Consider the following 12,907-nt stretch of genomic DNA (forward strand, 5'->3'; position numbering starts at 1 on the left):
TCAAAAGCACGATCAGCAGTGCGATGGTGAGCCAGTCACCCGACCATGCCCCGCTCTTCCTCACGCAAGGTCAACACCTCGACCCCCTGCGCCGTCACTGCCACCGTATGCTCCCACTGTGCCGACAGGCTGCGGTCCCGGGTGATCACCGTCCACCCGTCCTTGAGCGTACGCACCCCACGCCCACCCTGGTTGATCATCGGCTCGATGGTGAACACCATGCCCGGCTTGAGCACCAGCCCGCTGTTGCGGTGTCCGTAGTGCAGCACCTGCGGCGCCTCGTGCATCTGCCTGCCGATGCCGTGCCCGCAGTACTCACGCACCACGTTGTAACCCGCGCCCTCGGCAAGCCGCTGTATCGCATGCCCCACATCACCCAGCGTGGCCCCGGGCCGCACCTGGCGAATGCCCGCCCACAACGCGGCATAGGTGGTATCGACCAATTGCCGCGCCTCGTCGGCAATGGCGCCCACCGCATACATCTTCGACGAGTCGGCAATGTAACCACCCTGTTCCAGGGTGATGTCCACATTGATGATCGACCCCGCCTTCAGCACCTCGTCGGCACTTGGCACGCCGTGGCACACCACATGGTCGACCGAGGTGTTGAGCGAATACTTGAACCCGTACTGCCCCTTGCTGGCCGGACGCGCCTTGAGCACATCGACGATGTACGCCTCGGCACGGTCGTTGATCTGCAAGGTGCTGACCCCTGGCGCGACAAAGCCGTCCAGGTGCTCGAACACCCGCGTCAGCAATTGCCCGGCGGTACGCATCAAGGCCAGTTGCTGCGGGTTCTTCAGGATCACCTCGCTCATGCGATCAGCTCCCTGAGGCTGGCCTGCTCCTGGCGCAGCAACTGGCGCAACAGTTCCTGGTAGGTCATGTGCGGGTTGAGCTCGGCCAGCATGCCGATGCGAATCCAGTACTCGGCCTGCGCGTTGATCGAGCGCGACACCGCGCCGCTGGCAATGCGCAGGTCTTCATGCAGCGCGTCATCGATCTTGACGATACCCATTTTAATACTCACTCTGTATACGAAACGTATATATAGCATATAGCTGGTGTGTTGTTCGAGGCCGGCGCCGCAAAGGGGCTGCGGTTGCGATAAACTCCGGCCATGAACCTCGATACCCGCATCAAGTTCCGCCACCTGCTGTGCTTTCTCGAAATCGCCCGTCAAGGCAGTTTCGCCAAGGCCGCCGACGCCGTGGCCATCAGCCAGCCGGCGATTTCCAAGACCCTCAAGGAGCTCGAAGAACTGCTGCAGACGCGATTGTTCGAGCGCGGCAAGCAGGGTGTCGAGCTGACTGCGGCCGGGGTGCGCTTCATGCGCTACGCCGGCCCGTGCGTACAGGCCCTGCGCGAAGGGGTGAGTACCCTGCGCGGCGAGGAACACGCGCCGCCGCAGGTGAAGATCGGTGTGCTCTCGACCGTCGAAAGCCTGCTCATTCCCGAAGTGATCTGCCGCCTGCACCAGCGCCACCCGGCCCTGGTGGTCAGCGTTGCCACCGGCCCCAGTGCGCACCTGCTGGCGCAGCTGCATGTGGGGGAGCTGGACCTGGTGATCGGGCGCATGACCGACAGCCCGCAGATCCAGGGCCTGCTGTTCGAGCACCTGTACAGCGAGTCGATGTCGCTGGTGGTGCGCCCCGGCCACCCGTTGCTGGCACGCAGCCCGATCGAGCGCAACCAGGTGGGCCAGTACCCGCTGGTACTGCCCCTGGCCGGCACCACCATTCGCAAGCATGCCGACAGCCTGTTCGTGCAATGCGCCATCGAACAACCGCAGCAACGTCTGGAAACGCTTTCCCCGGCACTGAGCCGGCGCTATGTGCTGGGCAGCGATGCGGTGTGGGTGGCCCCGCGTGATGCGGTGCGGGTCGACCTGCAGCGGGGCGAGCTGTGCGAGCTCGACCTGGGCGTGCGCGAACCCGGTGGCTCGGTGGGTATCTGCAGCAATGCCGCGCTGCCACAGGCCCTGCCGGCCCAGTGGTTGTGCCAGGTGCTGCGCGAAGTGGCGGGGCAGTACCGCGAAGGACACTACCCGTAGATTTCATCCAGATCCGGGGCGTTGGCTGCAATACTGGCCACTGGCTTATCGGCTGCATGAAGAAGCCTTCACCTGGCTGAACTTCTCGACCTTTTGTCGCTCTCATGCCGGTAGCCATTGGTCGTGGCCGCCTGATAAGCTCGCGGCTTTACTCGATTGCCCTTTTGGCGCATGAACAAGGAAATAGCATGAAACAGCATCGGTTGGCGGCTGCGGTTGCCCTGGTTAGCCTGGTACTGGCGGGTTGCGATTCGCAGACCAGCGTCGAGCTGAAGACCCCGGCACAGAAAGCTTCCTACGGTATCGGCCTGAACATGGGCAAGAGCCTGGCACAGGAAGGCATGGACGATCTCGACTCCAAGGCCGTGGCCCAGGGCATCGAGGACGCTGTCGGCAAGAAGGAACAGAAGATCAAGGACGAAGACCTGGTCGAAGCCTTCGCCGCGCTGCAGAAGCGTGCTGAAGAACGCCTGGTCAAGATGAGCGAAGAGTCGGCCGCCGCCGGCAAGAAGTTCCTTGAAGAAAACGGCAAGAAGGACGGCGTGGTCACCACCGCGTCGGGCCTGCAGTACCAGATCGTGAAGAAGGCCGAAGGCGCCCAGCCCAAGCCTACCGACGTGGTCACTGTTCACTACGAAGGCAAGCTGATCGACGGCAAGGTGTTCGACAGCTCCGTCGAGCGCGGCAGCCCGATCGACCTGCCGGTCAGCGGCGTGATTCCGGGTTGGGTCGAAGGCCTGCAACTGATGCACGTGGGCGAGAAGGTCAAGCTGTTCATCCCGGCTGACCTGGCCTATGGCGCACAGAGCCCTAGCCCGATGATCCCGGCCAACTCGGTACTGGTGTTCGATCTGGAACTGATCGCCATCAAGGACCCGGCCAAGGCAGCAGAAGACGCTGCTGAGAAGTAAGCGTCCCGCTGTGTGCACAACGCCCCGTCTCGACGGGGCGTTGTCGTTTATGGATCGGGCTGAACCGTGGGAGCGATCTGACGTCACACCTTGGTGGCGTGCGCAACTGTGACGGCTTTCGCAAAGTGACCGCGTAATGAAACAGGTGTGTAAAAAACGCCCGATTTGACCCAGGCCCTTGAATGGCGGGCACGCCGAGCCTGAAAATGGCCTCTGTTCACAAGGTTATCCACAAATACTGTGGATAACCTTCCCGGCCCTGCCGTTGGAGGTGGTATGAAAGCACCCTGGAATTTTGCCCGTTTCCTGCCGCTGGCCGAGCGCCTGTTGAGCCGGGGGCGCCTGCCAGCGCTGATCTTCGCCGTGGCGCGCAAGGGCCCGAGCCTGGGCAAGCTCAAGGATGACGTACGCCTGCTGCAGGCGCTGTGCGTGGCGTGGTGGCGTGGCGAGTACCGTGCCATCAGCTCAAGGGCACTACTGACCATCGTCGCCGGCCTGCTGTACTTTGTCAGCCCGCTGGACGCGATCCCGGACTGGCTGCCCGGCATCGGCCTGCTCGACGATCTCGCCGTACTGGCCTGGGTGCTGAAGACGTTCGACAGCGAGCTGGCGGCTTTTCGCGCCTGGCGCAACCGTCAGTCTCCCGAGAAACTGCGCGTGGTCGAGCGCCTGCCCGACACCCCCGAAGCGTTGCGCCTGGAGCAGGGAAAGCGCTAAATCCGGTTACACCCTGCAATACTGCGCCGGCTGGTACTATATTTGGCATAAGCGCTATACCGAGCGATTACATGCGCAGGTTCTTACAAGGGGGTTGTAATGGGTATTCAGGTTATCAGCCGAGACGGTCAACCCGAGTACGCGGTCGTGCCCTGGGAGCACTATCAAGCGTTGTTGAAGGCGGCAGGTCAACCGGCCGCCACGGCGCAGCCGGCAGGCGTCAACGCCAGCGCCGCTGCACCCACGCCGGCCAGCCTGCCCGCGTTGGGCGAGCTGGCCGCCTTGCGTGAGGCCAAGGGCCTGGCTGCCGAGCAGCTGGCGCGCAAGGTGGGCATCAGTCCGGTGTACCTGGCGCTGATTGAAAGCGGTGAGCGCGAGCCGGATGCCGCGATCCGCCGCAGCCTGGCCTGGGAGCTGGGCGTGGCAGGCTGGAGCGAGCCGTCGTGAGCGGCGTGCGGATCAGCCGTCAGCAATGGGAGGGGCTGCTGGGCGAGCTGGACGTGGCACGCCGGCAACGCCACCTGCTGACCTACCGCGCCTTGCTCGAACGCCTGGAGCTGCCAAGCCCGGCGATGCAGACCCTGACCGCCGCGCTTGAGTACCTGGCGGTGATCGATGCACGCGCCGAGCAGCCACTGCGCAGCTCGCTGGTGATCAGCCAGGGGGCCAGCCGTTTGCCACGTACCGGCTTTTTCGAATGCGTCGAGCGCCTGGGGCGGTTTTCCGGGCCATCGGACGGCATGGCCGCAGCATCCTGGCATGCCTCGGAAGTGGTACGGGTATTCGAGTACAGCTATCCCGAACAGGCCTGAGGCGCCAGCGCCGTATCGATCAGGTACAGGCTGTGCCCGGGCACATCCTTGGCATGGTGCTTGGCCTGGGAGGCGAGGTCGGCCAGTTGGCCGGCATCCAGTTGCGCGCAGGTATGCGCATGCAGTTGCACCACACCGATCGAGAGTGACAGCAACGGGAATTCCTGGCGCTGGCCCAGGCGGTTGTGCGCGATGAAGCACCCGGCCTCCAGGTGCTCGGTGCGGTAGAAGCGCCGACAGGCATTCTGAAAGTCGTCCAGCAGCACGTTCAGGCGCTGCTCCCAATCCTTCGAACCCAGTACCAGCATGAAGTCGTCGCCACCGATATGGCCGACGAAGTCCCGGCTGGGGTCGACCCGTTCGCTCAGGCATTGGGCCAGGCTCAACAGCACTTCGTCGCCCTTGGCATAGCCATAGATGTCGTTGAAGGGCTTGAAACTGTCGATGTCCACATAGCAGATCGCTGCCTCGCGCTGTTGCTGCAGCAAGCGGGTCAGGCATTGCTGGATCGGCACGTTGCCCGGCAACAGGGTCAGCGGGTTGGCATAGCGGGCCTGCTGCAGCTTCTGTTCGGTGATCAGCTTGAGCACGTCGATCACCCGCCCCAGGCCCAAGTAGCGACCGCTCTGGGTAATGATGAAGTCTTCCTCGATGCGCTGGCGCGCGCGGCTGGTCAGCAGGCGGCTGACCTTCTGCAGCGACTGGTTGAGCTCCACCGCCAGAAAATCCTCGTTCATCAGCCGGCTGATCGGCTTGCGCGCATACAGGTCGGTGGCGAACGGCTTGAGCAGCGCGTCGGACAGCGAATGGCGGTGCACGATGCCGCAGGGGCGCTGTGCATGGTCGAGCACAGCCAGCGAGTTAAGGTTGGCCTGGCGGCGAAACAGCGCCAGTACCTCCAGGGTCGCCGTATCGCCGCTCACGGCCGGTTGCTCGTTGAGCAGCGCACTCAGATCGCGGCCGTCCTCACCCAGCACCACCGCGCCACTGTGCGTCGCTGACGGCAGCATGGCGGTAGCGTCGCGGGGCGGTTGCTCCTGCGGCCGGCACAGCAGGTAGCCCTGTACCAGGTCGACCCCCATCTCGGTGAGCACCGCCAGCTCCTCGGCCAGCTCGATGCCCTCGGCAATCACCTTGGCCCGCGACGCCTTGGCGATCTGCAGGATCGAGCCGACGAACTCGCGCTTGACCGCATCCTGGTGAATGCCGTCGATGAAATGCCGGTCGATCTTGACGTAGTCCGGGCGCAGTTCCGACCACAGGCGCAGGCTGGAATAGCCGGCGCCCAGGTCGTCCAGGGCAATCGAAAAGCCCATGTCGCGGTAGTGGTGCAGGGCGTTGAACAGCAGCTGGAAGTCGTCGGTGGGGGTTTGTTCGGTCAACTCGATGACCACCCGGCTGGGTGGGATGCCCAGGCTCTGCAGCAGCTTGAGCGTGCGCCCGGACTGGTATTGCGGCTCGAGCAACGACTCGGGCGACACGTTGAGGAACAGCTTGCCTTCCAGTTGCTGCTGGCTGAAACGTCGGCACGCGCTTTCGCGGCAGGCCACCTCCAGTTCGGTCAGGCGGCCGGCATGGCGGGCCACGGCGAACAGGTTGATGGGGGAGTGCAGCGGGCTGTTGGACGGGCCGCGGCTGAGGGCTTCATAACCGAGGATGCGTCGCTCGGACAGGCAGACGATGGGTTGGAACAGGCTGTGCAAGCCGCTTTGAGCCAGGATGGAGCTCAACGCGCTGAGCTGTTCGGTCACGGTCATGGCAGGGCTACCTTGAAAAAAAGGGAGTGGGGCCGTCGGCGCCCAGTCCCTTATTTCACGACAGAATGATGACTGTTTGATGACCCGAAAAGGGCACCGTCACATTATTTTGCCATTATCGTTTCAGTGCTTGGCCACCGAGGAATTCAGCCCCAGGTAGTCCAGCAGGATGCGCCCGGTTTCGGCGAGGTACGCGTCATCTTCCGGCTTGGTGTCATCCGGCTCGACCGGCAGGGCGTCTTCGTCTTCCTTCTTCAGTTCCTTGAGCGGCTCTTCGCCCTTGGCCTTGCGCCGGATGTTTTCCAGCGCCAGCTGCTTGCCTTCGATGTCGGCATGGCGAGCGCGGCGTTCCACCTCGTTGAGGCTGACGGTCTTCTCGTTCATCAACTGCTGGGTCAGGGCCAGGCGATCGCGAATGTAGACGAACTCCGGGTCCTTGGCGCTGCGGTTTTCGTGGCGTGCCTTGAGTTGCGCAAGGAACGGCTTGAACGGGTCGACGGCCGGCTTGATGGCCGGGCGGATGGTGTCCCACGGCATGGCTTCAGGCAGGGCGCTCTCGCCGATCTCCTTGGTGTCGATGATCGACGGGTAGTCGATGTCCGGCAACACGCCCTGGTGCTGGGTGCTCTGCCCGGAAACCCGGTAGAACTTGGCCAGGGTCAGCTTGAGCTCGCCGTGGTTGAGCGGCTGGATGGTCTGCACGGTGCCTTTGCCGAAGGTCTGGCCACCGATGATCAGGGCACGGTGGTAGTCCTGCATGGCGCCGGCGAAAATCTCCGAGGCCGAGGCCGACAGGCGATTGACCAGCAGCGCCAGCGGGCCCTTGTAGAAGGCGCCGGTGTTTTCGTCTTCGAGCACGTCGACACGGCCGTCGGCGTTGCGTACCAGCACGGTGGGGCCCTTGTCGATGAACAGGCTGGTCAGCTCGGTGGCTTCCTGCAGGGAGCCGCCGCCGTTGTTGCGCAGGTCGATGACCACGCCGTCGACCTTTTCCTTCTGCAGTTCGGTGAGCAGTTTCTTCACGTCACGGGTGGTGGACTTGTACTCCGGATCCCCGGCGCGGAACGCCTTGAAGTCGAGGTAGAAGGCCGGGATCTCGATGATGCCCAGCTTGTAGTCGCGTCCGTCCTGCTTGAGCTTGAGCACCGACTTCTTGGCGGCCTGTTCTTCGAGCTTGACCGCTTCGCGGGTGATCGAGACGATCTTGCTGGTCTGGTCGTTAGGCGCGTTGCTGGCCGGGATGACCTCCAGGCGCACCACGGAGCCCTTCGGGCCGCGGATCAGCTTGACCACTTCGTCCAGGCGCCAGCCGATCACGTCGACCATTTCCTTGTCGCCCTGGGCCACGCCGATGATCTTGTCGGCCGGGGCCACCTGCTTGGTCTTGGCGGCAGGGCCGGCCGGCACCAGGCGCACGATCTTGACCTGGTCGTTGTCGCTTTGCAGCACCGCGCCGATGCCTTCGAGCGACAGGCTCATGTTGATGTCGAAGTTCTCGGCGTTGTCGGGCGACAGGTAGTTGGTGTGCGGGTCGTACGACTGGGCGAAGGTGTTGATGTAGGCCTGGAAGATATCTTCGGCGCGGGTCTGGTCCAGGCGCGCGAGCTGGTTCTTGTAGCGCTTGGTCAGCAGTTCCTGGATGGCCTTGGGTTCCTTGCCGGCGATCTTCAGGCGCAGCACCTCGTCCTTGACGCGTTTGCGCCACAGGTCGTCGAGCTCGGCCTGGTTCTGCAGCCACGGAGCGTCCTTGCGGTCGACCAGCAGGGTTTCCTGGGTGGTGAAGTCGATCTTGTCGACGCCCTTGTTCAGCTCGGCCAGGGCGAAGTCCAGGCGCGATTTCACGCGATCCAGATAACGTTTGTAGATGGTGAAGCCCGGGTCCAGGTTGCCGCTCTTGAGGAAGTCGTCGAACTGCGTCTTCCACTTGTCGAACTCGGCAATATCGCTGGCCATGAAGTAACTGCGCGAGGGATCGAGCAGTTTGATGTAACTGTCGTAGATGATGACCGAGCGCGCATCATTGAGTGGCGGCTTGCTGTAGTGGTGGCGCTTGAGCAACTCGACCACGTTCAGGCTGGCGACCACTTCATCGCGGTCTGGTTGCAACTTGTCCCAACTGTTGGCGGCCGAAGCGGCGCCGGCCAGCGGCAAGCTGCCAAGGCCGATCATCAGGGCGAGGGCAGTGCTGGGCAGGAGATGCTTCATGCTGATTCGACGTAGGGGCAATTGATCACGCATATTAGGCCGTCTTTGAATTCGCCGGTTCCATGGAGCCGGACGCATAATGCAAAAAGCCTGGTGCCAAGGCAGCCAGGCTCAGTCATGACTCAACTATGGAGGCACTGTGAAGGCATTGCAAGGCGTTGACGGACATGTGGAGTGGGTTGAGACGACAAGTCCAACTTGCGATGTAGGTCAAGTACGCATCCGCGTGGCAGCGGCCGGGCTCAATCGCGCCGACCTGTTGCAGCGTGCCGGATTGTACCCGCCGCCACCGGGCGCCAGTGAGTTCCTGGGCCTGGAATGTGCCGGGGTGATCAGCGAAGTGGGAGCCGGGGTGTCCTGGCAGGTGGGCGACCGGGTATGCGCACTGCTGGCCGGTGGCGGCATGGCCGAAGAGGTGGTGGTCGACGCGCGCCACGTGCTGCTGGTGCCCGAGGGCCTGAGCCTGCAGCAGGCGGCTGCGATCCCGGAGGTATACGCCACGGCCTGGCTCAACCTGTTCCAGCTGGGCGGCCTCAAGCCGGGCGAGAAGGTGTTGTTGCATGCCGGCGCCAGCGGCGTGGGGTCGGCGGCCATCCAGCTGTGCAAGGCGTTCGGCAGCCCCAGCTGGGTCAGCGTGGGCTCGGCCGAGCGGCTGGCCTATTGTCAGGCGCTGGGCGCCAGCGGTGGCGTGGTGCGCGGTGACGATATAGAGGCGCTGAACGACTTCGCCCCGTTCGATGTGATCCTGGACCCGGTGGGGGCCAACTATGCGGCGCTCAACCTCAAGCTGCTGGCCCGTGACGGGCGCTGGGTGATCATCGGCCTGATGGGTGGGCGCAAGGCCGAGCTGGACCTGGCCCAGGTACTGGCCAAGCGGGTGCAGGTGACCGGCTCGACCCTGCGCAATCGCGATGACCAGTTCAAGGCCGACCTGCTCAGTGACCTGGGCCAACAGGTGTGGCCGCTGTTCGCCGAAGGGCGCTTGAAGCCGCAACTGGTAGGCAGCTATGCGGTGAAGGATGCCGAGGCGGCGTATGCCGAACTGGCGGGCAACCAGGTATCGGGCAAGTTGGTGCTGGTGATCGACGACAGCCTGGTATAGGGCCCTGTTCGCCGGCAAGGCCGACTCCTGCAGGAGCCGACCTTGCCGGCGAACTTTTTTCAGGCCCAGGCCAGAATCGGCCAGCCATTCTTCTCGGCATGCTCGCGCAGCACCGGGTCCGGGTTGACCACATACGGGTGGTCAACCTTCAGCAGCAACGGCAGGTCATTGCGCGAATCGGAATAGAAGCTTGCGCCTTCCAGGTTCTCTTCCTGCTGGTCCAGCCACTCCAGCAAGCGGGTGATCTTGCCTTCGCGGTAGGTCAGGGTGCCCACGGTCTTGCCGGTGTAGAACCCTTTTTCCACTTCCAGCTCGATGCCCAGGTACTCGTCGATCCCCAGGCGCGAGGCAATCGGTCCCACCAGATGCACACCCGAGGCCGAGATCACCAGAATTCGATCCCCCGCCTTGCGGTGCTCGGCAATGGTGCGGGTGGCCTCACTGAAGATGATCGGCTCGATGAAGTCTTCCACCCACGGCTCGACCAGATGATCGACTTCCTCTGGTGTGCGCCCGATCAGCGGCTCCAGGCTGAACGCCATGTAGTCTTCCATCGCCAGGTGCCCCTTGCCGTAGGCCTCCATCAGCTCACGGTCCCTGCGCAGGAACGACTCACCGTCCACCCAGCCCAGGCGCACCATCTGCTCGCTCCACAGCGAGGCGCAGTCGCCGTGGATCAGGGTTTCATCCAGATCGAAAATCGCTAAAGCCATAACAACAAAACTCCTGTTCGGCCCTCAGGCAACTTCGCAGAGGGCGGTGGGATCGATGGACAAGGATACCCGCTCGCCGTCCGCATGCAGATCGGCGGCTGAACGATTGAGCACATCCACCACCAGTTCCACACCACGCGCTTCGATGCGGTAGCGGATCACGTTGCCCAGCAGGCTGTGACTGCGCACCAGGCCTTCGCGTTCGCCTTCCAGGCTCAGCGCGATGGCTTCGGGGCGGATTGCCAGGCGGCTGTTCACCGTACGTTGCAGCAGGCGGCTGGCACTCTGGGCATCGAGCAGGTTGTAGTTGCCGATGAAGCCGGCCGCGAAGGCATCCACGGGCGCGGTGTACAGCGATTCGGCATCGCCGCTCTGCACGATGCGGCCCTGGTTCATCAGGAAGATGCGGTCGGACATGGTCAGCGCCTCTTCCTGGTCATGGGTGACGAAGATGGTGGTCAGGCCCAGCTCGCGCTGGATCTGGCGGATCTGTTCGCGTAGGTGCTTGCGGATGCGTGCATCCAGCGCCGACAGCGGCTCGTCCAGCAGCAACAGGCGCGGGCGGGTCACCAGCGAGCGGGCCAGGGCCACGCGCTGGCACTGGCCGCCGGAGAGCTGGTGCGGGTAGCGGCTGGCAAAGTCCTGCAACTCGACCATGCGCAGCGCCTCGAGTACCCGAGGGCGGCTGTCTTGGCCCTTGATCTTCTGCATGCGCAGGCCGAAGGCGACGTTCTGCTCCACGCTCATGTTGGGGAACAGCGCGTAGCTCTGGAACACCATGCCGATGCCGCGCTTTTGCGGGCTCTGCGGTACCAGGTCCTGCCCGTCGAGCAGGATCCTGCCGCTGTCTACTGCGGTCAGGCCGGCGATGCAGCGCAGCAGGGTGGACTTGCCGCAGCCGGAGGGGCCGAGCAGGGTGACGAACTCACCGCGGCCGATCTCGCAGTTGATGTCGTTGAACACCGCGCTGGCGCCGTAGCTTTTTTGCAGGTTCTGGATGCTGACGAAGCTCATTTCAGGTCTTGTCCTTGTTCAGGCGGTTGGCTGCCCAGGTCAGCACCAGCACGAAGAGGAAATAGGAAATCACCAGCGCGCTGTTGAAGTGCCCGCTGCTGTTGCGCATGTTGTTCAGGTACACCTGCAGCGTCTCGTAGCGGGTGCCCACCAGCAGGTTGGCAAACACGAACTCGCCGAACAGGAACGAGAACGACAGCAGCAGCGCCACCATCAGGCCCTTGCGCAGGTTGGGCAGCACCACCAGAAACGCGGCCTGCCAGGTGTTGGCCCCCAGCAACTGGGCGGCATCCATCAGGTCGCGCAGGTTGATCGCCTGCAGGTTGTTGGTGATGGCGCGGTACATGAAGGGCAGGGCCACGGTGAAATAGCAGCCGATCAAAATCCACGGCGTGCCGACCATCGCCATCGGCCCCGAGCCATACAGCTGCAGCAGCCCCACCGACGACACCACCGGCGGCACCGCGAAGGGCAGCAGGATGAGGATGTTCATCAGTGCGTCGAGCCTGGGGAAGTGGTAGTGCACCACGAACAGCAGCGGCAGGATCAGCAGCACCGACAGTACCAGCGCGCCCACGCACACCAGCAGCGACTGGCCGAAGGCGGCCAGAAAACGCGGCTCGCTCCACAGCGCAAGGTACCACTTGAAGGTCAGCCCGCTGGGCAGCAGGCTCGCCGACCAGCTGGTGGACAACGAGTAGAGCAGGGTGCCGGCCAGCGGCAGCAGCAGGATCACGAACAGTACGTACACCACCACGCGGTGGTAGAGCCCGGCCGGGCCCGATTCAGCGCGAGACATGGTAGCTCCTCTTCAACAGCCACTGGTGCACCAGCGTGACCAGGGTCATCAGCCCCACCAGGATCATCGCCAGCGCGCTGGCCAGGTTCGGGTTCAGCGAGATGTCGCCGGACACCAGCGCGGCGATGCGGATCGGCAGCACGTTGAAGTTGCCGGTGGTCAGCGCGTACACCGTGGCGTAGGCGCCCAGTGCGTTGGCCAGCAGGATCACGAAGGTGCCCAGCAGCGCCGGGGTCAGCACCGGCAGGCCGATCAGGCGCCAGTAGTCCCAGGCGCTGGCGCCCAGCAGGGCGGCCGATTCGCGCCAGTCTTCGCGCAGGGCGTCGAACGCCGGGTACAGCAGCAGTACGCCCAGCGGGATCTGGAAGTAGGTGTAGAGGATGATCAGCCCGGTCTTGGAGTAGAGGTTGAAGTCCTCGATGATCCCGGCCTGCTTGAGCAGCAGGGTCAGCGCGCCGTTGAAACCGAGCAGGATGATGAAGGCGAAGGCCAGCGGCACGCCGGAGAAGTTGCTGGTCATGTTGGCGAAGGCGTTGACGAAGTCGCGCAGGCGCGAGTCCACCTTGCGCAGCGAATAGCTGCCCAGGATGGCGATCAGGATGCCGAACAGACTCGACCAGAAGCTGATCTCCAGGCTGTGCTGGATGGCCTGGCGGTAGAACTTCGAGCCCAGCACCTTGCTGAAATTGTCCAGGCCCCAACCGCTTTCGGCCTGCAGGCTGTGCACGGCCACCCAGGTCAGCGGGGCGATCTGGAAGATGATGAAAAATACCGCGAAGGGCAGCAGGCACAACAGCGCCAGCCATTTGCCACGGGTGATCGAG

The 12,907-nt window shown here is 63.7% G+C and carries 14 protein-coding genes; 6 read left to right on the top strand and 8 right to left on the bottom strand.

The window, feature by feature from the left end:
* Positions 1-35: 35 nt before the first annotated feature.
* Both map and CR917_RS07000 read right to left on the bottom strand, forming a co-directional pair.
* Complete coding sequence (map, locus tag CR917_RS06995; protein WP_043859969.1) at positions 36-818, bottom strand: type I methionyl aminopeptidase; 783 nt, start codon at positions 816-818, stop codon at positions 36-38.
* Positions 815-1,018: a ParD-like family protein gene (locus tag CR917_RS07000; RefSeq protein ID WP_043859970.1), complete on the bottom strand. Its 204-nt coding sequence runs from the start codon at positions 1,016-1,018 to the stop codon at positions 815-817. The genes map and CR917_RS07000 overlap by 4 nt, the downstream gene beginning before the upstream one ends.
* A 102-nt stretch (positions 1,019-1,120) precedes the next feature.
* Here CR917_RS07000 and pcaQ point away from each other — a divergent pair, with 102 nt between their 5' ends.
* The 5 genes from pcaQ to CR917_RS07025 all read left to right on the top strand — a co-directional run bounded on the left by pcaQ (position 1,121) and on the right by CR917_RS07025 (position 4,493).
* Complete coding sequence (gene pcaQ / locus CR917_RS07005; protein WP_043859971.1) at positions 1,121-2,053, top strand: pca operon transcription factor PcaQ; 933 nt, start codon at positions 1,121-1,123, stop codon at positions 2,051-2,053.
* Positions 2,054-2,241: 188 nt separating this feature from the next.
* Positions 2,242-2,964 (top strand): FKBP-type peptidyl-prolyl cis-trans isomerase, encoded by a 723-nt coding sequence (locus CR917_RS07010; protein WP_054914671.1) that lies wholly within the window; start codon positions 2,242-2,244, stop codon positions 2,962-2,964.
* 276 nt (positions 2,965-3,240) lie between these two features.
* Positions 3,241-3,681, top strand: a complete 441-nt coding sequence (locus tag CR917_RS07015; RefSeq protein ID WP_043859973.1) for a YkvA family protein — start codon at positions 3,241-3,243, stop codon at positions 3,679-3,681.
* Between the two features lie 99 nt (positions 3,682-3,780).
* Positions 3,781-4,128: a helix-turn-helix transcriptional regulator gene (locus tag CR917_RS07020; protein WP_058541022.1), complete on the top strand. Its 348-nt coding sequence runs from the start codon at positions 3,781-3,783 to the stop codon at positions 4,126-4,128.
* Positions 4,125-4,493 carry a hypothetical protein gene (locus tag CR917_RS07025; protein WP_043859975.1) on the top strand — a complete coding sequence of 123 codons (369 nt, stop codon included), beginning with the start codon at positions 4,125-4,127 and terminating at the stop codon, positions 4,491-4,493. Before CR917_RS07020 ends, CR917_RS07025 begins: the two co-directional genes overlap by 4 nt.
* Here the strand turns inward: CR917_RS07025 and CR917_RS07030 are convergent.
* Together CR917_RS07030 and CR917_RS07035 are read right to left on the bottom strand one after the other, a co-directional pair.
* Positions 4,475-6,250 carry a bifunctional diguanylate cyclase/phosphodiesterase gene (locus CR917_RS07030; protein ID WP_104572065.1) on the bottom strand — a complete coding sequence of 592 codons (1,776 nt, stop codon included), beginning with the start codon at positions 6,248-6,250 and terminating at the stop codon, positions 4,475-4,477. The two genes, CR917_RS07025 and CR917_RS07030, sit on opposite strands and share 19 nt — an antisense overlap.
* Positions 6,251-6,373: 123 nt before the next feature.
* On the bottom strand, positions 6,374-8,455 hold the full coding sequence (locus CR917_RS07035) for a carboxy terminal-processing peptidase (protein ID WP_167400229.1): 2,082 nt from the start codon (positions 8,453-8,455) through the stop codon (positions 6,374-6,376).
* A 139-nt stretch (positions 8,456-8,594) separates the two neighbouring features.
* Between CR917_RS07035 and CR917_RS07040 the strand changes: the two genes are divergently transcribed.
* Entirely contained in the window at positions 8,595-9,557 is a 963-nt protein-coding gene (locus CR917_RS07040) for an NAD(P)H-quinone oxidoreductase (protein WP_104572066.1), read from the top strand.
* Positions 9,558-9,616: 59 nt separating this feature from the next.
* Here the strand turns inward: CR917_RS07040 and CR917_RS07045 are convergent, their stop codons facing one another.
* From CR917_RS07045 to CR917_RS07060, 4 genes are read right to left on the bottom strand one after another with little or no spacing between them, the layout of a single operon-like run.
* Positions 9,617-10,270: an HAD family phosphatase gene (locus CR917_RS07045; protein WP_078479783.1), complete on the bottom strand. Its 654-nt coding sequence runs from the start codon at positions 10,268-10,270 to the stop codon at positions 9,617-9,619.
* A 24-nt stretch (positions 10,271-10,294) separates the two neighbouring features.
* Complete coding sequence (locus CR917_RS07050; protein WP_043859980.1) at positions 10,295-11,284, bottom strand: ABC transporter ATP-binding protein; 990 nt, start codon at positions 11,282-11,284, stop codon at positions 10,295-10,297.
* A gap of 1 nt (position 11,285) precedes the next feature.
* Positions 11,286-12,083 carry an ABC transporter permease gene (locus tag CR917_RS07055; protein WP_054914667.1) on the bottom strand — a complete coding sequence of 266 codons (798 nt, stop codon included), beginning with the start codon at positions 12,081-12,083 and terminating at the stop codon, positions 11,286-11,288.
* Entirely contained in the window at positions 12,070-12,903 is an 834-nt protein-coding gene (locus CR917_RS07060; protein ID WP_043859988.1) for an ABC transporter permease subunit, read from the bottom strand. Before CR917_RS07060 ends, CR917_RS07055 begins: the two co-directional genes overlap by 14 nt.
* Positions 12,904-12,907: the final 4 nt, after the last annotated feature.

The sequence above is a fragment of the Pseudomonas sp. BRM28 genome, assembly GCF_002939405.1.
Classification (GTDB): domain Bacteria; phylum Pseudomonadota; class Gammaproteobacteria; order Pseudomonadales; family Pseudomonadaceae; genus Aquipseudomonas; species Aquipseudomonas palmensis.

What these genes read in the sequence shown, in the direction of transcription:
- map (WP_043859969.1), bottom strand. Translation starts at nt 818, where the DNA reads ATGAGCGAGGTGATCCTGAAGAACCCGCAGCAACTGGCCTTGATGCGT.
- CR917_RS07000 (WP_043859970.1), bottom strand. Translation starts at nt 1,018, where the DNA reads ATGGGTATCGTCAAGATCGATGACGCGCTGCATGAAGACCTGCGCATT.
- pcaQ (WP_043859971.1), top strand. Translation starts at nt 1,121, where the DNA reads ATGAACCTCGATACCCGCATCAAGTTCCGCCACCTGCTGTGCTTTCTC.
- CR917_RS07010 (WP_054914671.1), top strand. Translation starts at nt 2,242, where the DNA reads ATGAAACAGCATCGGTTGGCGGCTGCGGTTGCCCTGGTTAGCCTGGTA.
- CR917_RS07015 (WP_043859973.1), top strand. Translation starts at nt 3,241, where the DNA reads ATGAAAGCACCCTGGAATTTTGCCCGTTTCCTGCCGCTGGCCGAGCGC.
- CR917_RS07020 (WP_058541022.1), top strand. Translation starts at nt 3,781, where the DNA reads ATGGGTATTCAGGTTATCAGCCGAGACGGTCAACCCGAGTACGCGGTC.
- CR917_RS07030 (WP_104572065.1), bottom strand. Translation starts at nt 6,250, where the DNA reads ATGACCGTGACCGAACAGCTCAGCGCGTTGAGCTCCATCCTGGCTCAA.
- CR917_RS07035 (WP_167400229.1), bottom strand. Translation starts at nt 8,455, where the DNA reads ATGAAGCATCTCCTGCCCAGCACTGCCCTCGCCCTGATGATCGGCCTT.
- CR917_RS07045 (WP_078479783.1), bottom strand. Translation starts at nt 10,270, where the DNA reads ATGGCTTTAGCGATTTTCGATCTGGATGAAACCCTGATCCACGGCGAC.
- CR917_RS07050 (WP_043859980.1), bottom strand. Translation starts at nt 11,284, where the DNA reads ATGAGCTTCGTCAGCATCCAGAACCTGCAAAAAAGCTACGGCGCCAGC.
- CR917_RS07055 (WP_054914667.1), bottom strand. Translation starts at nt 12,083, where the DNA reads ATGTCTCGCGCTGAATCGGGCCCGGCCGGGCTCTACCACCGCGTGGTG.